This is a genomic window from Streptomyces sp. NPDC018964, from assembly GCF_044390325.1.
Taxonomy (GTDB): Bacteria; Actinomycetota; Actinomycetes; order Streptomycetales; family Streptomycetaceae; genus Streptomyces.
The window spans coordinates 1-20,731 of record NZ_JBIRYZ010000044.1 but is presented as its reverse complement, the minus strand read 5'-3'; the positions used below and the strand labels follow the sequence as shown (position 1 = coordinate 20,731).

Sequence of the window (20,731 nt, the reverse complement as noted above, 5' to 3'; positions counted from 1 at the left end):
ACAGCAGTCCTTGAGCACGCGTACGCGTCCTTCCCGACCGTGGCCCGGCGCCGCGGCCGACCGGTGGCGGGCTGCCGCGAACCGTACTGTCCCCGGCAACCGTTCACCGAGGTCAGAGCCGGGACAGGGCGTCCTTCCAGTGGCGGCATGCAGCCCTGCCCCGGCCCATGCCGGGTGCGTGTGGCTCAACGGCGGTGTTCGACGGCTGCACAAAGGAGAACCTGAACCGATGACTACCCAGGTGAATGCGCATGCCCCCACCGAACTCGTACCAGGGGAAGCGCACACCGGTCACTTCGGAGAGCGGAACATCGAAAACGACGGGTGTTCCCTCGGGGCTCCAGGTGCCGTTGAGTCCGGGATCGTGGAACAGTTCCATCAGCCGGTTCGACTGCCCCTCCGTCAGCGCACCACGACGGGTGACCTCGAAGGCGACACGCTGCTTCTTGAGGTAGAGGAACCCAGGTGCGCTGCCCGTAGCTCCCATGAGCAGCCAAACCGGAGAAACAAGCTCCGCGCCAGTATCCATGTGCAGTGATCTCTCCCGCGTTCGCATATCACTTCAGAGCGGCCTTCGGCCGGTCGGCGGCTTCGTTCCGAAGCCCCTGAGCTCCGTCTCGGTCAGGAGTGGCCGACCGCGCGAGGTGTCCACCTCGTGGAGGAGTCGCCGATGGCCCGGCGGACCGCCCCGACTCGTCGGAATTCTCCGGATCCCCATGCAAGCCGGAGCCGCGCGCCGCGACGTGAGCAACCGATGCCCATGTCGACCGTGTCCACCAGGGTGGGCAGGGTGAGTCCCCGTGCGGTCCGCCCCATGGACCGGTGCGGGCGCCCCGGAGGCCTCCCGGCAGCAGCCGGCGTCACCCCCGCCGCCGTTCACCGCCTGGGCGGAGGCCGGCCGCACGTCGAAGTCCCCTCACTGGCCGGACGCCGCCGGTCCGCCGGAAGGCGCTGTCCCGGAACGCGCGAGGAGGACGTCGATCACAGAAGCCTGCCACTGTCGTCCGAGTGACTTCGCAGTGCGCTCGTGCATGGTTCGAAGGGTGTTCTCCTGCGCGGTGCACACCGCTCGTGAAGGTCGATCGCTCCTGGAGTGCGGAGGTGAAGGGGTGCTGTGGGGGATGAACCCGGAAGGCGTGCCCGCTGATCAGGTGCCGGACGAAGCCGGCCTGCGACAGCTCCGGTGGTGGTACCGGGCGCCACTCGCACGCATGCGGACGCGGTCACCCCGGGAGGCAGGGCGCACGGCCGGTCGTCGGCCGAAGCGTCACCTGTCCGCACCTGTCGCCATGACTGCTCACGTCGATCCAGCTCGGTGCCGGCCGGCGACCGGAGTACTCGGACGAAGCAGGAGGGGATCACGCCTCCGGCGTGCGGCGGGGCAGTCTTCCGTGCCCAGCCCCGGCCGCCCGCGGCGATCCGCGGCCGGGCGCCGTGGCGTTGCCGCTGCCAGGGCGGTGACCTCCACGTTCGAGGAGTGGGCGGCAAGTGGGTCGCACGCGCCGTCCCAGAGGTCCTGTCCCGTGTCACTCGGCACGACGGGTTGGAAGCAGGAGGGGTTGCCCACCCACCGAGAGGATCGCACATGGATCTGTTTAAATGAACATTAAAGTGATGGAATTGACGTGTCGTCCGTGGACTTCACGCAGGTGGAACTCCGGTCGCCTCCGTACGGGAGGCGCGGAGCCGCACACGAGTGGATCGCGTCCGCACCGGTCGGGTGAGCACACGCATCGCGACCGCCCACTTGGTGAAAGCGGGAGGGAGGGGCATGGCGTCCAAGGAGCTGTCGGCGGGCCCGAGTGTCGACGGGACCTCGGCCGAGACGGTGCCGCACGAGGCCGACGCCGTTCCGTGGCGGTGCCGTCCAGGCGAGGTGCGGATCCAGGGCGGGCCCATGAATCAGCGGGCAGACCTGGGGCCTTCGGCCGGGCCGCAGGCCAAGACCGGGGCGGGAGACACCGGTCACGATGCGACGGGCAGGCACCGTGCGGAATGAACACCGAGGTGATCGTGCGGGCCGCTGTCGGAGGCCGGTGGCGAACGCGACTGATTCCGGCACTTCCCGCCCCCCGCGAGGTGGTACGCCCACGGATCGCCGCCGGTCGCACCGGTTCTGTGTCCGGGCGAGGCTGCCGACGGCCCGGCGCGGTGAGACGTGAAAGCGACGCGTGACCGTGCAGGCACCGAAAGCCGCCGGACGGCCGGCGCGTCCACGTGTTCACCGACCGGTCGCAGGCGCCGCTGCACCACCTGTACGAACAACCTCGACACCGCAGACAAGGATGGTCCGTTACCAGTGGAAAATGCCATGGATGTGCGGGACAGCGCCCGTCTCTGGCCGCTTGTGGGCAGGGACGTCGAACTGGCGGCCTTCGACTCGGCTTGGACCGACCCGCGTTTCCGGGGGTTCGTGATCGCCGGCCCGGCCGGTGTGGGAAAGACCCGCATGGCCGAGGAGTGGCTGTCCCGGCTGCCGAGCAGGTCCGTCACGGTGTCCCGGGTCACCGCCACGGAAGCCGCTCGCACGGTACCGCTGGGAGCCGTGGCCCATCTGATACCCGTCGGCGTGGATCTGTCCGACCCGGTCAAGGGCTTCGCCGCGATCTCCGCGGCGCTCTCCGGCCGGGGCCGGGCCGTGCAGCACCTCCTGTTCGTCGACGACGTGCACCTGCTCGACAGCACGTCGACAGTGCTGCTGCGTCAGTTGATGGACGCGGGGGTGATACGACTCGTCGCGACCCTGCGGACCGGAAGGGCACTCAGTGACGCGGCGCGGGCCCTCACCCGCGGCGACGCGGTGCGCCGGGTGGATCTCGGAACACTCGACCAGGGGAACGTCAAGCTGCTGCTCGAGTCCGTGCTGGGCGGTGCCATCGGTCGGCGGACCCTGCACGAACTGTTCACGACGAGCCAGGGCAACGCCCTGTACCTCCGTGAACTGGTACTCGGAGGGCTGACGGCCAACACGCTCGTCAACGACGGCCAGACCTGGCAATCGAAGGAGCGTCTGCTCACCCGGACTCCGGTTCTGACCGAACTCATCGCCGCACGGCTCGATGCCGCGGACCCGCGTGCCCGGCCCGCGCTGGAACTGCTCGCGCTCTGCGGTCACCTACCGCTTCCGGATGTCGAGGCCGCCATACCGACGGACGTGCTGGAGGACCTCGAGAGGCTCGCGATCATCCGTACGCGGCACGACGGCCGCCGTGCCGTGGCCACTCTGGCCCACCCCCTGTACGCGGAGGTGCTCCGGGACGAACTGCCGCCCTCGCGCCGCCGCGCCCTGCTGCTGGCCCAAGCGGAACGCACCGCCAGACACGGCCTTCGACGGCACAGTGACGCCCTGCACATCGCCTCGTGGAAGCTGGCAGCCACCGGCACGGCAGACGCCGGACTGCTGGTACGTGCGGCCACCGTGGCCCGGCACGCCCACGACTACCAGCAGGTCGTCACTCTGCTGGACGCCCTGCCGGAGGAACACAGCACGTCGGTCGGGCTGATGCGGGGAGAGGCGTTGCGTGAACTGGGCCAGTGGGAAAAGGCGGACGACGTGCTCGCCCTCACCGAGACCAACGCCGCAGACGAGTCCCAGGCCCTTGCCGCCACCATCAGCCGAGCGATGAACCTGCTGTGGACCGGGAACCGTGCCGAAACCGCCCTCGAGGTCATAGCAGCCGCCCGCAGGCGGACGCGGAGCCCGGCCGGCCGGCGGCTGCTACGTGTCAACGAGGGAGTCGTCCGGGTCTTCTCCGGCGAACCGAGCGAAGGGCTTCACGTACTCGACCTGGAACTGCCGGAGCGAATCGGCCAGGACATGGACATCGACGCCTGGCTGTGGGGTGCCATGGCCAAAAGCATCAGCATGACAGCGGTCGGCCGGGTCACCGAAGCAGTCGCCTGGGCCGAACGGGCCTACGCGCTGCACCGCGAGTTCGATGAACACGCCCTCCTGTCCCATCCTGCGGCGTCCGTTCCCCCTCTTGCCCTGGCCCTCACCGAGCATGCGCGCATCGACGAGGCACTCGAGGTGGGGCAGAAGGGATATGACGACTTGATCTCCGCGCGAACGCTCGGTCCCCAGGCATGGCTGGCACTGATCATCGCGCGCACCGAACTCATGGCCGGTCGTGTGAAGTCGGCGACCAGGTGGTACGCCGAGTCGGTCACGACTGCCTCGGCCCGACGGCAGACCAAGCCGCAGCGCCTGGCGTTCTCCGGGATGGCCGTGTGCGCGGCTCTGTCGGGTGACCTCGCCGCGGCGGACGAGGCGGCGGCACGAGCCAAGGACTACCCGGCCGTCGAGTGGTTCCCGGGCGAGGACTACCTGGGTGATGCCTGGTGCCTCGCCGCTCGGGGGGATCGCAAGGGGGCACGCGATTTGCTGCTCGAGGCGGCCGGCCTCGCACGCTTCACACGGCACGGCTCGTCCGAGGCGCTGTTGCTCACGGACCTCGCCCGCTTGGGCGGCGCCGAAGAAGCCGCCACGCGGCTGGCCGAGATCGCGAGGCTGAGCCAGGGCAAGCTCGTCGACCTGCGAACCGGCTACGCCTGTGCGCTGGCGTCACAGGACCCGGGCCGGCTACTGGAAGTGGCCGAAGAGTTGGGCCAGACAGGACTCCGCTTGTTCGCCGGCGAGGCGGCCGCCGCAGCGGCCACCCGCTGGCGCCGGTCCGGACGGTCACGGTACGCGGCCGGCGCCGCGCAACAGGCGCAGCACTACATCACGTCCTGTGAAGGAGCCCACACGCCGATCCTGGCTCTCACCGAGACGGCTTCTGCGCTCACCCCTCGGGAACAGGAAGTGGCTCTCCTTGCCGCAGCGGGACGAGCCAGCCGTGACATCGCGCAGGCGCTCCACCTCTCCGTCCGCACGGTCAACAACCACCTGCAGAACGCCTACACCAAGCTCGGCATATCGAACCGGCGGGAGCTGACGAGCGCTCTGAGGATCGCCACCCCGCGCGCCTGAGGCAGGTCCGGATCGGTGGGAGTCCTGCCACGATGGCCTGTCGAGGACCTCACGGACCACGTGTGCACGAAGCCGTGCTGCACCGTCCCGATGACACCGGCCTCATCGGCGTCGCCCGCGCCAGGGCCGGAGAAAGGGGTGGACGCACAGGTCCGCACCCTGTGGCACGGGGGAAGCCGGGTGCCGGGACGCACATCCTGTCGGACGTACATGGCCTGCCCCTCGTCGTCGGCGTCTCGACCGGCAACACCTACGACGGCGAACGGCTGAAGCCGAGGGCGGAGGGGCACCAAACGAGACATGCCCCTCGGCGGCCGGCCCTTCCGGCCCCAGCGCCTGGCTGCGGACGAGGCCCGCGACCGGTCCGACCCGCGCGGACGGCTCCGCGGCAAGCGCGCCGGCGTCCGCATCACCCACAGGGGCATCGAGTCCGGCGAACGTCGGGGTGACGCCGATGGGCCATCGAGCGCGCCGGGCCGTGGCTGTCCGGCCGCCGCAGGCTCAGCCCTTCACCGCGAGCGCGACCCCCGCAACCACCCGGTCTTTCCCGGCCTCGCCGCCGCCCTGTGCCGCTACGGGCGGCTCATCCGCCTCACCACGCAGGACACGGCCGAAAACCGCTGCCCACCCCGGTACCAAGGCCGCGGTCATGGACGAGAACACCCTTGTTCACGACCGGACACTGAGGAACGTCAGCTTCCGTCGTGTCGTGCGACAGTGGGCCGGAGGCGAAGCCGACGCCGCGACAGGGGCTGCAAGGGAAAGGGCCGCCGGCTGTCCGGCTGATCACGGCATTCGGTTCCGTGGGCTGAAGGCCCCGGCCGCGAGCGTCGATGGCCCAGAATACGCTGCAAGCGTTGTCGTCCGTCGCACTTCTTGAGGTGGTGGCACGGCCTCCGCCCTTCTCCGGTCGGGAAGCGCGAGAAGTGCGCAGGCCTTCCGGTGGGTATTCTGCTGCCGTCCAGCTTGTCCTCAGCAGCCGCGAAGGAGCAGCGTGGCCACGCCATCGGTATCGCCGATCTCTCTTGCGGCACGTGACCACGTGCGAGATGTTCTCGGAATATTCGCCAGTAATCCGCTGTACTGTCGCGTGTCGGGTGAGTTCGACCCGGAGGCCGTGGTGGTGGAAGAAGTCGAGGCGTACCTGCGCAAGGATTTGGGCACACCCGGGTGCCATGTGGAGCTCGCTCGCGTCGATCAGGGAGCGGCGGTGGCTCTTCTGTCAGTGCTGACACGTCATCCGCAGGATGGCCTCCCATGGATCATGGAGCTCATCGTGCACGGGAAAGCACAGGGGCGGGGCATCGGAAAAAGCCTGGCAGCGCTTGCCGAGGATCGCTTCCGCGCGATGGGCGCAGAACGCGCACGGCTGTGCACGTTCGAGCAGATGTCGTCCTCCCGGGAGTTCTGGTCCGCGCTCGGCTGGCGGGCGATCCTTCATAACACAAGGAACGAGAACGGACAGTCCGTGATGGTGATGGAGAAGTCCCTCGTCCTTGCATGACGGGCATGCTGGACGCTTCTCATCCGGTGGTCCGAGGACGATGGCGGCCGATGGCCGGGCCCCGTGCCGCGGCAGGGCCCCTGGTCGTCGCGGCCGGTGGTCTCACTCGCCGACGTCCTGGCGCGGGAGCCCTGTCGGTCCCGTACCGAGCGCGGCTGTGAGGACGCCGCGACGGAGGACGGCCGCCGGGCCGAGACGGCCGGCTGCCCGATCGGCAGAGAACCGGCCGGCAGCCGGGGCGGTGACGGGGGCCCCGCAGGCGAGCGCGGCGGTGGCATCGGGCGCGTCCGGGGCGTTCCGCGGATGCAGGACGCTCCAGTCGTTGACCACCCCTCCGCCGGGCATGGGCATCAGTGCGGGGCGGCGAGCAGCCGGGTGCGCCGTGGTGTCCGCCGCGCTCCAAAGGAGCAGCCGCCATGGCCGGCGCCCGCTGAAGATGTCGAACGCGATCCGTTCCGGGATTCGCGGTGACAGCGCATGGGCGGCCGCGTCGTGGGTGCCCGCCGCGGCCCGGTCCTCGTGGGTGGACTGGAGGAGATGCGGCCGGAGTGACCGGAGCACCGTCAGCCGGCGCCAGGGACCGGCTGGAGGCGGTCGTCCGGTGTGCGGAAGGTTCGCCGGTATCCCTGGGGCGTGACACCCAATCGTCGGGTGAAATGGTGGCGCAGGTTGTCGGCGGTGCCGAATCCGGTTCGCCCGGCGATGGTGGCGATCGAATCGTCGGTGGTCTCCAGATGATGTTGGGCGAGCAGGACGCGCTGTCCGGTCAGCCACTGCAGCGGGGTCGTTCCGGTCTCTTCCCTGAAGCGGCGGGCGAGGGTGCGCGGGGACAGATGGGCGTGGCCGGCCATGGCCTCGACCGTCAGTTCCCGGTCGAGGTTGGCCTCGACCCAGGCGAGGAGGGAGGCGAGGGAGCCGGTGCCCTCCCGGGGCTGGGGACGTTCGCGGTACTGGCGCTGACCGCCGTCCCGGTGCGGGGGTGCGACCATCCGCCGGGCGATGGCGTTGGCGACGGAACTGCCGTGTTCCTTGCGGATCAGATGGAGACAGGTGTCGACACCGGCGGCCGTTCCGGCTCCCGTGATGACCGGGTCCTCGTCCACGTACAGCACGTCCGATTCGACCAGGGCCTGCGGATACCGGCGGACGAGGTCATCGGTGTAACGCCAGTGGGTGGTACAGCGCCGCCCGTTCAGCAGGCCCGCCTCCCCCAGGAGGAAGGCACCCGTGCAGATGCTGAGCACACGCGCACCCCGTTCGACCGCGGCACCCAGCGCGTCGGCCAGGCGCTTGGGCTGCCGCACGGCTGGATCGTAGGCGGGAACACAGATCAGGTCGGCTGAGGACAGTCTGTCGAGACCGTGCCGGACCCGTACGTCGAAGCCGTGCCGAGTGGGCACGGAGTCGCCCGTGGCCGAGACAAGGGCGAAGTCGTAGACGGGTAGCGCGTCGTTGCTGCGATCGATGCCGAACACCTCGCAGAACACACCCAGTTCGAAGGCGTGGCTGCCTTCCAGGGCCAGAACGGCAACATCGCGGAGCATGAGTCCCTGACCTTCCTGTCGGACTGAACGCCGGTGGCAGGATTTTCAGCCTACCTGTCGTTTCCGCCACTCCCGGTGCGGTCCCGGCCTTGGCAGTCTCGAGTCATGCACACCATCGCCCCAACGATCACACCGTCGGTGACCACACCGCTCCCTTCCACGGACGCGACCGCCCTGTCGACCCGAGCAGCGCAGGTACTGCGCATGCTCGCGCTCGACGAGGACCTGAAGTGGCGCGTTCCGCAAGACCCGTTCCTGGGCCGGCTGGCCCGCAAGGTGGCCCAGCGCTTCGTCGCCGGCGAAACCTTGACCGATGCGCTGGAGCGTGCGGAACACATCCGCACGGCCGGTCATCGCGTGAACGTCGAGTACCTGGGTGAAAGCTGCCGCGACGCGCGTCGCGCCGTGGCCGAGACCGAGGTGTTCCTCGACGCGGCCAGGCTGCTGCCGCCCGGCTGCTCGATTTCCCTGGACCTCTCCCACATCGGTCTCGCCGTCGACGAGGAGCTGGCCCTGACCAACGCCTCCCGCATCGCGCAGGCCACCGCGGACAGCGGGCGGGAGATGGTCATCTCGGCTGAAGGCTCCGACCGCACCGACGCCGTACTGGCCGTACACCGCGCCTTGTGCCGGCGGTTCGACCACGTCGGCATCACGGTGCAGGCGCGACTGCACCGCACGGCCGGCGATCTGGCGGAACTCCTCGCTCTGCCCGGCCGCATCCGGCTGGTCAAGGGCGCCTTCCTCGAACCCGAGGCCATTGCCCACCCGCGCGAATCCCCCGCCCTGGCCACTGCCTACCTCACCTACGCGGAACAACTGGCCGACTCGGGACACCTGTGTTCCTTCGCCACCCATGACTGGGATCTGGTCCGCCACATCGACCGTCACCTCGGCGGGAAGGGCCGCGGGACCGCCCCGTGGGAATTCGAGACGCTTCTCGGGCTCGGCTCCGACCGTCTCGACGCAATGGCCCGGCACGGTCACCCCACCCGCGAGTATGTCGTCTTCGGCACCGAGTGGTGGCTCTACGTCTGCAACAGGCTTGCCGAGGATCCCCAGCGTCTCCTCCAGGCGCTCGTCGACGCCGCGTCCTGAGAGGGCACCTCGTTCGGCGGCCCGGGCCGCCGAACGGCAGCGGAAGGTGCATCGTCGACCTCGACGAGCCCTCTTGACGGCGCCGTTCCGAAGCGGGAACGGCTGCGCGGGTCGGCAGCAGCGGAGTCGGACCGCCCCGGGACGTGCGGACCTCGAACCACGACTTCACCCGTGCGCCGCCGTTCCCGGACTTCACCGGGGTGGCGTCGGGCCGTCGAGCAGGAGACGTAACCGGGGCCTGCTCGGCGTGGGGCGGGCCGGGAAGGACCGGTGGAGAATTCCGCCACCGCCCGTCCTCCCGCACGGACGGTGGTGGCGGCACCGTCGCCGCATGCTCCGTCCTCGACCGTCCGGCCCCTGGCCCGCTGCGGCTTCCGCACGTGCCGAAGCCCCGGACCGGTCCGAGCGTGCGCAAGCGGCGGCCGATGCCCGTTCACGGTGAGGGCGCACAGGGACGATCGGCCGGTCACTCCGAGTGGACCGACGGCGTGCCGCGCCCACGCCTCATACGTGCGGTCCGCCGAGACATCCCACGACTCGACAACTGGCTCAACGACAGGATCGACTAAGGAGGACCGCCGGTATGGCGCTCAACAGCTGGGGTTTCATCTATCCGGGCTTCGGGGCCGAGGACCCGGCGGCGGACCGGGGCGTCATCAAGCGCGGTGGGCTGAAGACCACGATCGTCGCCGTTCCCGAGAGGAAAGCAGCGGTCCGGGCCGCTACGGCACTGGTCGACGACGGGGCGCAGCTCATCGAACTGTGCGGGGCCTTCGGCCCGGTGTGGACGGCAAGGTTCATCGAGGCCGTGGGTGACCGGGTTCCGGTGGGAGCGGCCACCTACGGGCGCGGAATCCGTCCCCGGCCTGGCAGCGCTGCTGGCCCCCGAGGGGGCCTGAACCGAGGACGCGTCCCTTCCGCGGCGCACCGGCGCCCTCACATGGATCGGCGGATCCCGGGAGGTGGGCCTCTGGCAGCGGCAGGTCCACCCTGGGTCCGCCCTGGAGCAGAGGTGCAGTGATGAAGATCGATACGGTGATGTGGCCGGACTCCTCGTGGCCGGTGATGCGGCAGGAGTGGCTGCGGGCCGAGGGAATGGGCGTAAACCGGGGCTGGCTGTACGACCACCTGAACCTGAACGCCAGACCCGTATGGCACGAGGCGTACACCTCTCTCGCGGGCTTTGCCGCCGTCACCTCGCGCATCGGCGTGGGCACCATGGTGACCTCGCCGAACTTCCGCCACCCCGTCACCTCGGCGAAGGCGGCACTGGCGCTGGACGCCGTCTCGGAGGGCCGCTTCGTCATGGGGATCGGCGCGGGAGGCCCCGGCGGGGACTCCGATGCCCTCGGGGGGCAGCCGATCACCCGGGCTGAGCGTACGGCGCGGCTGCAGGAATGGGTGGAACTCACCGACCTGCTCCTGCTGCGGAAGCGCACCGACTACTCCGGCCGCTTCTTCTCCGCCCACCAGGTGGACATAGGCGGCGGGCGGCCTCGCCGACCGCCCCTGGCGGTCGCCGCCACCGGAGTGCGCGGCATGCAGACGGCTGTCCGTTTCGCGGATCTGTGGATCACCCAGGACATCCGCCAGGACCCGGCTGCCTACGCCGGCACGCCCTACGCCGAAGTACGCCGCCAGATCACGCTGCTCGACCAGGTGTGCGCGCAGCAGGGACGTGACCCCCGCACGTTGCCGCGCCTGACCGTGCTGGGATACGGAGGCGAGCGCCCCTTGTCCTCGATCGAGGCGTTCCGCGACTGCGCAGGCAGGTACGCGGAGCTGGGCGTCACGACACTGGCCGTCCTGTGGCCCCGCGGAGAGCGCAGCGATGCGCAGATGGCGGTGCTCGAACAGGCGGCAACCGAGTGCCCACGACTCGACACGGCGGGTCCCCGTCCGGACCTGTCCGGTCTCCGCAGGAGCACGTGACCGACCTGACGAGCTCGTGCGATGCAAGAGGTGGAGGGCCGAGAGCTCCGGCAGGGCGGGTTCCACACCTTCCTCGCCGGGGCTGGGGCCAGGGTCAGCTGTCTTCCCCGCTCGTCGTGATCCCACAAGGTGACTGACTCTGCGGCGGACACGCACAAGCGTGGTCAGGAATCGAGCCGCGCGCACACGAACCGTGAGGATCCCCGCAGGTTCCCGGGCGTCCCGAGGCGCGCGGGTTTTCACACCGGTCACCAGCGAACGCGGCCACCTGGCGGCCTGGTTCCAGGGCTCAGCGACCGGGGCCGGCCCGACGCCTCATCGGGCGTGTCCGTGGCACCGGCCTCACTCCACGGCTCTCGGTCTGCTCGGGAGCCCGAAGCGGATCGGGCGTGGCGGGAGACCAGTGCAAGGGGGTTCGAGCACCACCGGTCCCGACGGGTGGTCAAGTCGGCGGTTGCCGACGGCCCCGGGCCGCGGGTGCCGCTGGTCGCGCGGCCGTGTGACGGCGGAGCCGGGCCACCAGTCGGGGGAGCCGCTCGCGCAAACCACCGTGATGACCGACAAGGATCAACGGGACCGGTACGGACCCGGTGTCCACAGGGCATCGGGATCTCACCGAGGTTGAATTCGTGTTCGAGGACGCCGACCCGGCATTTCGGCAAGTGCGCAGCCAGTCCGTCGTGGTGTGGTGCAACAACTGGGCTGACCGTTGCTCCTGATCGCTCACCTGCGCTGGCTGCAGGAACAGAATCCTCCGCGGCACGGTGTGCCGGTCTCGGCGCCGTAGGCCTCGAGACCGGACACGGTACGCAGCGCCTCCTCGCGTTCCCGTGCACTGAGTGCGGAGGGCGCTCCGGGGCTTGGAAGCAGCCAGTTATCCGGAGCGTCGTCGAAGTCGTCAACGTGTTGTGCATCGACGAACAGGGTGTACAAGGGATGCTCGGGGAAGTCGTTGAGCCGCAGGACGATCCATCGCCGTGCTTCTCGGGTGGCGTAGGGGAAAATCTTTGAACCGGTGGGCCGGAAAATCACTGGTTCGGCAGAGAGCGGGGTGTTGTGCATTTTGTTTCCGATTCCTTTTGGGATTCTTGAACGCAGGGGCGGGTCTTGATTCTTGTGTCGGCAGCCCGTAGTCGTGGCTCAACCGCAGTCGACCTCGGCCTGACGGGGACAGGAACCAAAACGACTGCCGCGAAGCGGGGTGTTCTCTTCTGGGTTCGTGTGCGCCGGCGGTTCCACGCTCCGCGTGCCGGCACGCGGACACCAGCGGCACCGGGTCCTGAGACGGAAGTGACCGCGGTCGGCCCCTGCGGACCGGATCGGCCCCCGGCGCTGCAGCGCAGTGATCGGTTTGTGTGCAGGGCGGTGTTCGTCCCACCTGCGCCGGGGCGGGTACGACAACCGCAGGGAGGCCTGACGCGAGATGGCCCCGCCTCCCGCAGTCGAACCCTCCCGCGCGCGGATGCACAGGGGGAGGCGCGATCAGAGCACAGCGGCCCTGACCAGATTGTGGTCGGACAGCCCTCCGGCGTCTTCCACCGAGGCGCCGCCCAGCGCGGCACCGTGTACCACGACGTGGTCGATGTACTGGGACTTCGTCCCCGTCGTGCGTGGTCGGGTCGGCAAGGCGCCCGGACGAAGGTCGCTGACCGCGTAGTCCGCGTCCAGAGCGTCGGTCAGCACGTGGCGGTCGGCGTTGAAGTCGCCCAGCAGCACGGCTGGGCCGACCCAGTCGTCAACAAGTTGCCGGAGCCGGGCGATCTGGCCTGTACGCCGCTCCCCGGAACTCACATGTGTGCATACGACCAGGGTCTTGGCGACGGCCACGGCGAGCAGTCCCTTTCCCGGGTCCTCCGGGAAAGCCTCGGCGACGACCTGACGTGTCTCACCCCGTGCGAGTATCACCAGGTGCTCGCGAGGGTCGGCGAGAACCGCCACGCCGTCGTGGGGGCGCGGCACCCGCGGCAACGGAAAGGCGTGGAGAGTTCCTGCCGGATGCGCCCGCCGAACCGCTGCCAGGAGGTCGCCACTGACTTCCTGAGCGGCGACGACGTCTTCCGTGCGCCCAGTGAGCCGAGCCGCAACTCGAGCAGTGCGTTCGGGCTCCGCCGGCCAGGACGCCTTCGACTGTTCCTCGGGCCAGTTGTCCGCGTGGACGCGGTGAAGGACATTCCAGGTCGCTACAGTAAGCACAAGCGCCAGACTAACTTCGATCTTGGGTGAGGGTCCACCGACGGAGTCGGTGGACCGTTCGCTTTCGGTGGCTGACGGCGGGCGTTCCGAGGGCCCGAGTGCCGCCTCGGGCGGGCGTCGGGTTGCACTGCTCCGGGCCGGGTCCTCTTCTCGTAGGGACAGGCGGATCCACTGGTCAGCCGGGGTTCGGCAGGAGCGCAAGCCGTTCAAGCGAGAGCGGCTGCACCGCCATGGGGGCGCAGTACCGCGGCGACGGCGACGAGCCCTTGTCGCTGGCGGTGAGCCGCGACAAGTTCATCGTCAGCGACGTGGCGGTCGGCACCCTGAAGGAACAGGTCATCGGCGGGCTGCCGAACGACCCCTGGTTCGACGGCGATATGGGCCCCGACGGCAAAACCCTCTTCGCCGTCAGCAACCCCGACACATCCGGCTGCACCATCGACATCGCCGCTCAGAAGGCCCCCACCCCGGAACGGTTCAGTGCCTGCCGCGGCAGACCGTGGACGGTCTCGAGCCGGCCGTGCCCTGGCTGTCCGAGGAGGGCATGCCGGCATCGGTCTCGGGCAGCCAGAGCCTCACTGCTGGTCGAACCCTCTCACGGGATGAGCGGAGTCATGGAGCGGGCGTGCTCCCACATGCCGTGGAGCTGTTCCCCGGGCCGCTGCTGTTCGCCGTGGAGGGCGTTGAGAACGACGAGGCATCCGGTGAGGGCCGGCACCGCCCACTGTGCGCAGGCGAGCTGGCGCTGCGCCTTCTCCCTGTCGATGGGGTGCCGGTCCGCCTTCTGGTTGTCCTCAGGATCGGAAGAAGAGGCCAGTTCGACCTTCTTGCCGAGAATACGGGCGTAGGCGGTGGCAGCCAGGGCCGCCGCCGTGACGACGGTCTTGGCCGTGGTGGAGGCGCCCACACCGCGCTGGGTTCTGACCCGGTGGGCGTTCACGGCGAGCAGGCCGCCACCGCCGAACAGGTGCGCGCCGATGGCGGCGGCGTTGACCGGCACCCACTTCGCCCACCCGACCGAAGCGATCCGGGCCCTGGCGGCGACCGTGGAACCCTCGTGCTCCGCGGCCCCGTTCAGCCCGACCGCGCCCATCAGGGAGCCGCCGAACCAGGCGGCCAGTCCCACGTCGTGCAGGCTGCGGATGAGGGTGTGACGTCCGGACATGATCGTGCTCCTCCAGGCAGGCGGGCAGCAGGGGCCGGCGACGAGGTGTCGCGTGCCTTCCCATCCTCACCGGGCCGCGCCACCGCCGCCATCACGGCTGACCCAGACGATTCCCCCGGCAGGAGCAACGACCTGCGAGGCCCCGTTGCCTGGAGCAACCGGCAACGGGGCCTTTCCCGGTCGTTTCGTGTGACATCCCTGTTGGCCCGCCGCGACGAGCGCGGGTATCCGGTGATGCTGCCAGATGCGACTCGTGCCTCCCGCACACACCGGCGACCAGCACCACCGGCCGCCCGGAGCCGTGGACCGCGTACGCCGGCGCGCCGCTCACCGGGCCGTCCTCCGCAGCGCCGTCTCCGTTCACGCCGGGCGGCCGGTGTCCAGGTCGCGCAGCGCCACACGGCCCCAGAGGAAGGACGCCCGGGACACGATGCGCCGCCGCATCTCGGGAGAACCTCATCCTCGTTGCAGGACCGCCGGGGCGAGGCCGCGGCCAGGCGCTTCTTGCTCCGCCTGATGAAGAAGACCCACACGATGCCACGGGCGATCGTCACCGACAAGCTCCGCTCCTACGGCGCGGCCCACTGCAAGATCATGCCCTTGCCGGACGGATGAGGGGCGCGAGGCGGCGGTATGGTCTCGCGCCCCGGTGTCAGGACTGCCGGGTGTTCACCGGTTGCGGGGCGTGGCGCTGGGCCGGGGGCGCGGCGCGGTGCCCGTCCCGGTCGGGACGCAGACACTCGATCTGGTAGTCGCCGGTGTCCGCGTCGATCGTCACCCCGTGCGTCTCGCTGCGGAAGCCGGGGAAACGGCGGTCGAAGGACTCCAGCGCGGTGAGGTAGCGCAGGAGCGGGCCGTCGGGGGCACCGGCGCTCTCGCCCGGCATCAGCACCGGGATGCCCGGTGGCGTGACGGTGACCATCGCCGCCGCGATCCGGCCGGCCGCCTCCGCGACGCGCACCTGCTCGGTGCCGCCCCGCACCAGCCGCTGGTAGCAGTACTGCGGCGGGAACACCGGCTCCGGCAGCTGCTGGAACGCGGTGTCCAGCAGCTCCACCAGCCGTGCCGAGCGCAGCTGGTCGTGCATCTGCCGGCACAGCTCGCGCAGGGTCAACCCCGTGTACCGCTTCGGGTGGGTGGCGACGGCCTGCGGCAGCACCCGCTCCAACGGCGCGTTGCTGTCATACAGGGCCTTGAAGTCCATCAGGGCGTCCAGCAACGTGCCCCACTTGCCCTTGGTGATGCCCATGGAGAACAGCACCAGCGTGGTGTAGCTGTCGGTCTTCTCCACCACGATGTTCCGGGTCGCAAGGTACGCCGTCAGCACGCGTGCCGGGATGCCCTCCTCCGACATCTCCCCGGTGGGAGTGATGCCGGGGCAGGTCAGGGTGACCTTCACCGGGTCCAGCATGCAGTGTCCGTCGGTCAGCCCCGGGAAACCGTGCCAGTCGGCGCCGGGGTCGAGCGTCCAGCAGGACGGCTCGGTGCGCAGCAGCTCCGGCGGGGCTTCGTCGAAGGAGAGTTCCGCGCCGGTCGCCGGGTCGGTAACCGTCTTCGGCTGCCACACGCCGAAGAACCACGGCGGACGATCCCCGGCGGCCTCGACACGGCGCCGGAGCCGGACCATCTCCTGACGGAACCGGACCGCCTCGGTCACCGCCTCGTCGACCAGCCACTCGCCCTGCGGCCCGTCCATCATCGCGGTCGCCACGTCCAGGGAGGCGATCATCGGGTACAGCGGCGAGGTGGTGCCGTGCATCATCAGCACCTCGTTGAACCGCTCGTGCTTCACCGGAGCCCGCGGCGCGGGCCGCACGTGCACCATCGCCGACTGCGACAGCGCGGCGAGCAGCTTGTGCGTCGACTGGGTCACGAACACGGTCGGCCGGTCGGGTCCGGGGAACGACGACTCGTGCACCGCCATGCCGTAGCGGCCCGCGTACAACGGATGGAAACGGGCGTACGCGAACCACGCCTCGTCGAAGTGCACCCGCGGGCTGCTCGCCGCGAGCGCACGCGCCGTCGGGACCGCGTCGTAGCACAGGCCGTCATACGTCGAGTTGGTGAACACCGCGTACTGAGGATCCGCGGAGAGCGCCCCTTCGGCCAGCGGGTGCGCGGCGATCCGGGCCGCCACCGCCTCCGGTGCCAGCTCGGCCGGCGGCAGCGGGCCGGCCAGACCGTAGCCGTTGCGGGTCGGGACCAGATAGACCGGGCGGGCCCCGGACACCACCAGGCCGTGCAGCACCGACTTGTGGCAGTTTCGGTCCACCAGTGCCAACTCGTCTCGAGTGACACTGAAGTGGCCCACCAGGCGGTTGCAGGTGGAGTCCCCGTGCAGCACGAAGTACGTCAGGGCGGCGCCGAAGACGCGGGCCGCGTTGCGCTCCGCCGCCCCGATCGGACCGGTGTGCTCGAACAGCGATCCCAGCTCCTCCACCGAGATCGACAGATCGCTGCGCAGCAGCCGCTCGCCGAAGTAGTCGTGGAAGGCACGGCCCGCCGGTGACTTCAGGAACGCCACACCGCCCGCGTGTGCCGGGGTGTGCCAGGAGTACTCATGGGCGTCGTCGAAGCGGCGTAGTGCCCGGAAGAACGGCGGCAGCACCGCCTCCCGGTAGGCGCGGGCCGCCGTCGCGATCCGGCCGGCGATGAAGCCGGGAGTGTCCTCCAGCGGCCAGACGTAGCCGACGACCGTCTCCGACACCCACAGTGGCAGGTCCCGCACACCCTCGTCAGCCATCACCAGGAACACCGGAAGGTCCTGGAACCGCCGGCCGATGTGCCGCAGTACCGAGGCCCCGCCGTTCTCGTCCCCGTCCGGCGGGTTCACGGCCGTACCAGCAGGCAGGTCCCAGGCGACCAGGGCCGCTGCCAGTCCGGCCTCCGTGCGCAGCACCGCTTGCGCGTCCTGGGCGGTCACGGCCCAGCGGACCTCGAAACCCTCTGCCTCGACCGCCGTGCGGATCGCGCGCAGCTGTTCGGCTGCGGCCCCCTCCGCCCTGGAATGCTCTCGCACCGCGATCAGAATCCTGCCGTCGGGCATGCGGCCCCCCTTCCCGCGGCCCGGTGCCGCTCCGGCCAGTGTCCGAGCCGGCCCACGGCGGGCACCGGCGCCGGGAACGACAAACCACCGGAACGAAGGAAACGTACGGTCACCGCATTGACCGGCGGTCACGTCGACCCTTGTCGCAGACGACTGACGCTCGGAGGAGCAGTAACTCGCATGCTAGTAGTGCTTCGTTACCGTGGGTGATCTTTGCTGGTGGTGAGTGCCGTCTCCGGTATGAGGTCGGGTGAGGCGGAACGGCTCCGAGGCGAGCTGTCGGAGTTCGTTGCCGATGTGTCGGGTTCGCTGCCGCGGTGGGACCAGCGGCGATGGGGTGCGTGTTACCTGCGGGGCCTGATGTTGGACAGCCGGCGCAAGTCGGTCCAGCCGATGGCCGAACGGGAACATGCAGGCCCCGCAGCAGTTCGTGAACCAGTCGCCGTGGGATTGGCTGCCGGTGCGGCGGCGGATCGTCGAGCGGTTGTCCGAGGTGATCATGCCCGGGGTGTGGGTGGTCGATGACCTGACCCCCTGGTTTCTCCACCCGCCGAGTGGAGAAACCAGCCGACTCCCTCGGGGTGACGCAGCTGTCGAAATACCACGTCAGCGCGATGGCCCAGCACCTGCACGAGCGGGTCGCCGCCTTCCGCAACCGTCCCCTGGACGCTGGCCGGATCATCAACGTGCATGCCCTGGTGGCCGTCGGCGTGAACGCCGACGGCCACCGCGAGATCCTCGGCCTGGGGGTGGCCACCGCCGAGGACGGCACCGGCCGACCGGCCTTCCTGCGCTCGCTGATCGCCCGCGGCCTGTCCGGTGTCCAGCTCGTCTTACCCTGACCGCACCGCCGTCATCAGGCTCGTCGGGGCGGTCCTGGCCGAGCGGAACGACGAGTGGACCGAGGCCCGCCGCTACATGGGCCGCGACCTCCTCACCAAGGCCCGACTCCACCCGACCGAGTCAGAAACCGACGACCCCGCCCTGCCCACCGAACTCACCGCATAGCTTCAACACGAGATCACCGAGTGGCCGTCGATACGCCACTCCAGCGGACGTGACCCTCCTCGTGGATGCTCGTTTAAGACATCTGACTGCACGCCAGTTCCTTCCCGAACCACCTCTGGGTATCCCTGAAGCCGGGTGGGGCCGTCCGTTTTCGGCCCTCTTCCAAGGGCCGGGAGGCAAGGGGCGGGCAGGGGGTAGGCGGGTAGGCATGGATGACACACGATTGCGGCAGGACAAACGGAGCCCCCAGGAAGCGCGTGCCCGGGGAACCATGGGAATCTGGCGGTGGGCCAGGTGGGTGGCGCTTGTCCTTGCGGTCAGCTGGGCGGTGAACTGGGTCGTCAATCTCGCCCGGGGTGAGGGAGGACGGGATCTGTGGTGGCCTCTGGTCAGTACCGTCATCTGGGCAGGACTGACCGCGTACGGCTTCAGGACCTACCGCCGGATCAGGACAACGACTTTGCCGGCCATCACTGGCCGTCCGCCTGCCTGACTGCCCCTTGCCCGGCGCCGTCCTCGGCAGGCCCGCTTCCTGCCTCCCCCCGCCTTTCGGCAGCTGGACCACCCCCCTCGCGGGCGAGGAACCCGCACAAGCGGACGGGACTCGAAAAGGGAGCCTTGATGCAGCGGCGTTCACGTTTGCCTACCCCGCCTTCAGAGGTCGTTCTCGCCCGACGTCTTATCCCGGAATCTTCCGTTTGGCCCGCGGTGTCGGGTCACGCCAGGAAATGGTGTTCTCGCCGGTGAGGTGACGGGCCATGAGGTCGGTCATGGCCCTGTGGATCACGGCTTCGGAGCGGGTGGGCAGGGTTTCGTAGTCGCGGGCCAGGCGGCGGTGCGGCATGAGCCAGCCATAGGTCCGTTCGACCGTTCACCGCTTCGGGACCGAAGTAAAACCCCTGGTCACGGGCTTCAGAGCGGTGATCTCCAGGTCGATGCCGAGAACGGCGGCATGCTCGACGAGGTGCCGGCGGCAGCCACCGTCGACCCGCGCCTTGCGGATGCCGGGACGGTCGGCGGCGACCTGCTCCAGGAGCCGGGCGCCGGCGGCGGAGTCCTGCACGCTTGCCACGGTGACCAGCACCGCGGGCAGAAGTCCCAGGGTGTCGGTGACCAGGTTCCGCTTCCTGCCCACGATCTTCTTTCCGGCGTCGATGCCCTGGCCGGTGGCGGGGACGCTGGTGGAGGTCTTGACGCTCTGCGCGTCGATCACACAGGCCGACGGCTCGGCGTCCCGTCCTTCCTTCTCCCGTAGCAGCTGCCGGAACAGCCGTTGAGCTCGGCGAGCACACCCTCGTCCGCCCACTTGGCGAAGGAGGCCGCAGACGGTGTTCCAGTGCGGGAAGTCGTGCGGGGGCAGCGCCACTGGACCCCGGTGCGGTCCACGTACGAGATCGCGTCCATGATGTCGCGCAGGTCGTGTTCCGGCGGCCGGCCGAAGTCCCGGGCCCTGCCGCAGCGCTCGAGGCGCCAGGCAAAGAGCACCGGCTCGATCAACTCCCAGCGGGCATCGGACAGATCACTCGGACACGGGCGTCGCATCGGCATGCTTCCGGCGTACCGCCGCGGGCCGAGTGCGCCCAGGCGCACAGAGACGACAACGGAAGCACGCGTCCGCGAAGGCCGGGCGTCCTGGGACGAGACAGGGACAAGTCGCTCCCTGTCTCACCTGTCACCCCATCTGGCCGGCAAGAATCAACTCCTGTCTCCAGCAGCACGAGCCCCACAACCCGGCGGCCTGCCCTGCCCGTCAGGGGCGCGGGGCTTTCTCGCCGTGCACGGCTGAGTATTCGGCTGCGAGCCAAGGCCCGAGGTCATTGATGAGCATCCCGAGCACCGCCGGGTCGGGTGAGGGTGCACGGCCAATGGACGCGGCGACACGCATCTGCTCGACGCGCTCGGGGTAGTAGCGGCCGAAGAGCTCGGCGGACTGGTCGAGGTCGCTGGTCCAGCCGCCCCATCGGGGCATGATCAGGGTGAATCCTGTGCGGACGAGGCGACGGCCGACGAGACGGCTGAGGGTCTGTCGAGCGGCGTCCGTGCTGGCTTCGGCTGTTTTGGCACGCCAGTGTGGAAGCAGGCGGGCGAGGTCACCGTTGGTCTCCCGCGCGAGTAGGGCTGTGGGGCGGTAAGGGGGCAGTTGTTCTGCGAGGTCAGGGCCCAGCAACGGGGTGCAGAGGCAGGCGATAAAGAACCCGCCGTCGTGACGTTCGACGTCGCTGACCAGTACCCGCGTGCTGGTCAGCAGGATCCCGACGCCGTCTATCTG

At 69.7% G+C, this 20,731-nt stretch carries 16 protein-coding genes and 5 pseudogenes; 10 read left to right on the top strand and 11 right to left on the bottom strand.

Translation table 11 applies throughout. The annotated features are described in order from the left end of the window. Positions 1-112: 112 nt before the first annotated feature. Positions 113-529: a hypothetical protein gene (locus ACH5AO_RS36640; RefSeq protein ID WP_398932422.1), complete on the bottom strand. Its 417-nt coding sequence runs from the start codon at positions 527-529 to the stop codon at positions 113-115. A gap of 1,629 nt (positions 530-2,158) precedes the next feature. Between ACH5AO_RS36640 and ACH5AO_RS36635 the strand changes: the two genes are divergently transcribed. The 3 genes and pseudogenes from ACH5AO_RS36635 (at position 2,159) to ACH5AO_RS36625 (ending at position 6,476) form a co-directional block, all read left to right on the top strand. Next, positions 2,159-4,972, top strand: coding sequence for a LuxR C-terminal-related transcriptional regulator (locus ACH5AO_RS36635; protein ID WP_398932420.1), 2,814 nt, complete (start codon positions 2,159-2,161; stop codon positions 4,970-4,972). 59 nt (positions 4,973-5,031) lie between these two features. Then, a pseudogene (locus ACH5AO_RS36630) lies at positions 5,032-5,572 on the top strand (IS5/IS1182 family transposase); the annotation flags it as partial. 394 nt (positions 5,573-5,966) lie between these two features. Beyond that, positions 5,967-6,476 (top strand): GNAT family N-acetyltransferase, encoded by a 510-nt coding sequence (locus ACH5AO_RS36625; protein WP_398932418.1) that lies wholly within the window; start codon positions 5,967-5,969, stop codon positions 6,474-6,476. 102 nt (positions 6,477-6,578) lie between these two features. Here the strand turns inward: ACH5AO_RS36625 and ACH5AO_RS36620 are convergent, their stop codons facing one another. Then, entirely contained in the window at positions 6,579-7,037 is a 459-nt protein-coding gene (locus ACH5AO_RS36620; protein ID WP_398932416.1) for a hypothetical protein, read from the bottom strand. A 2-nt stretch (positions 7,038-7,039) separates the two neighbouring features. Next, positions 7,040-8,020, bottom strand: coding sequence for a GlxA family transcriptional regulator (locus ACH5AO_RS36615; protein WP_398932414.1), 981 nt, complete (start codon positions 8,018-8,020; stop codon positions 7,040-7,042). 105 nt (positions 8,021-8,125) lie between these two features. Here ACH5AO_RS36615 and ACH5AO_RS36610 point away from each other — a divergent pair, with 105 nt between their 5' ends. The 3 genes from ACH5AO_RS36610 to ACH5AO_RS36600 all read left to right on the top strand — a co-directional run bounded on the left by ACH5AO_RS36610 (position 8,126) and on the right by ACH5AO_RS36600 (position 11,050). Further along, positions 8,126-9,118 carry a proline dehydrogenase family protein gene (locus tag ACH5AO_RS36610; RefSeq protein ID WP_398932413.1) on the top strand — a complete coding sequence of 331 codons (993 nt, stop codon included), beginning with the start codon at positions 8,126-8,128 and terminating at the stop codon, positions 9,116-9,118. Between the two features lie 583 nt (positions 9,119-9,701). Further along, the gene (locus ACH5AO_RS36605; protein WP_398932411.1) at positions 9,702-10,139 is read left to right on the top strand and encodes a DUF6506 family protein; all 438 of its coding nucleotides are present in this window, start codon (positions 9,702-9,704) and stop codon (positions 10,137-10,139) included. Next, complete coding sequence (locus ACH5AO_RS36600) at positions 10,139-11,050, top strand: LLM class flavin-dependent oxidoreductase (RefSeq protein ID WP_398932409.1); 912 nt, start codon at positions 10,139-10,141, stop codon at positions 11,048-11,050. The genes ACH5AO_RS36605 and ACH5AO_RS36600 overlap by 1 nt, the downstream gene beginning before the upstream one ends. A gap of 723 nt (positions 11,051-11,773) precedes the next feature. Here ACH5AO_RS36600 and ACH5AO_RS36595 read toward each other — a convergent pair. The 4 genes from ACH5AO_RS36595 to ACH5AO_RS36580 form a co-directional block, all read right to left on the bottom strand. Continuing rightward, on the bottom strand, positions 11,774-12,112 hold the full coding sequence (locus ACH5AO_RS36595) for a hypothetical protein (RefSeq protein WP_398932407.1): 339 nt from the start codon (positions 12,110-12,112) through the stop codon (positions 11,774-11,776). Between the two features lie 420 nt (positions 12,113-12,532). Next, positions 12,533-13,243: an endonuclease/exonuclease/phosphatase family protein gene (locus ACH5AO_RS36590; protein ID WP_398932405.1), complete on the bottom strand. Its 711-nt coding sequence runs from the start codon at positions 13,241-13,243 to the stop codon at positions 12,533-12,535. Between the two features lie 175 nt (positions 13,244-13,418). Further along, positions 13,419-13,688 (bottom strand): hypothetical protein, encoded by a 270-nt coding sequence (locus ACH5AO_RS36585; protein ID WP_398932403.1) that lies wholly within the window; start codon positions 13,686-13,688, stop codon positions 13,419-13,421. Between the two features lie 150 nt (positions 13,689-13,838). Continuing rightward, entirely contained in the window at positions 13,839-14,408 is a 570-nt protein-coding gene (locus ACH5AO_RS36580; protein ID WP_398932401.1) for a hypothetical protein, read from the bottom strand. Between the two features lie 465 nt (positions 14,409-14,873). Here ACH5AO_RS36580 and ACH5AO_RS36575 point away from each other — a divergent pair. After that, a pseudogene (locus tag ACH5AO_RS36575) lies at positions 14,874-15,008 on the top strand (DDE-type integrase/transposase/recombinase); the annotation flags it as partial. 52 nt (positions 15,009-15,060) lie between these two features. Here the strand turns inward: ACH5AO_RS36575 and ACH5AO_RS36570 are convergent. Continuing rightward, a complete protein-coding gene (locus ACH5AO_RS36570) occupies positions 15,061-17,454 on the bottom strand; it encodes an Orn/Lys/Arg decarboxylase N-terminal domain-containing protein (RefSeq protein WP_398932399.1) in 2,394 nt (797 codons plus the stop codon). Between the two features lie 240 nt (positions 17,455-17,694). Between ACH5AO_RS36570 and ACH5AO_RS36565 the strand changes: the two are divergent. From ACH5AO_RS36565 to ACH5AO_RS36555, 3 genes and pseudogenes are all read left to right on the top strand, one after another. Next, a pseudogene (locus ACH5AO_RS36565) lies at positions 17,695-17,986 on the top strand (transposase); the annotation flags it as partial. 4 nt (positions 17,987-17,990) lie between these two features. After that, positions 17,991-18,287: pseudogene (locus ACH5AO_RS36560) on the top strand (transposase); the annotation flags it as partial. Further along, entirely contained in the window at positions 18,274-18,462 is a 189-nt protein-coding gene (locus ACH5AO_RS36555) for a hypothetical protein (RefSeq protein WP_398932397.1), read from the top strand. The pseudogene ACH5AO_RS36560 and the gene ACH5AO_RS36555, both read left to right, overlap by 14 nt. Before the next feature lie 871 nt (positions 18,463-19,333). Here ACH5AO_RS36555 and ACH5AO_RS36550 read toward each other — a convergent pair. The 3 genes and pseudogenes from ACH5AO_RS36550 to ACH5AO_RS36540 all read right to left on the bottom strand — a co-directional run. Beyond that, entirely contained in the window at positions 19,334-19,675 is a 342-nt protein-coding gene (locus ACH5AO_RS36550; protein WP_398932394.1) for a transposase, read from the bottom strand. Continuing rightward, positions 19,672-20,010: a transposase gene (locus ACH5AO_RS36545; protein WP_398932392.1), complete on the bottom strand. Its 339-nt coding sequence runs from the start codon at positions 20,008-20,010 to the stop codon at positions 19,672-19,674. Before ACH5AO_RS36545 ends, ACH5AO_RS36550 begins: the two co-directional genes overlap by 4 nt. A 202-nt stretch (positions 20,011-20,212) precedes the next feature. Further along, a pseudogene (locus ACH5AO_RS36540) lies at positions 20,213-20,731 on the bottom strand (nucleotidyltransferase); the annotation flags it as partial.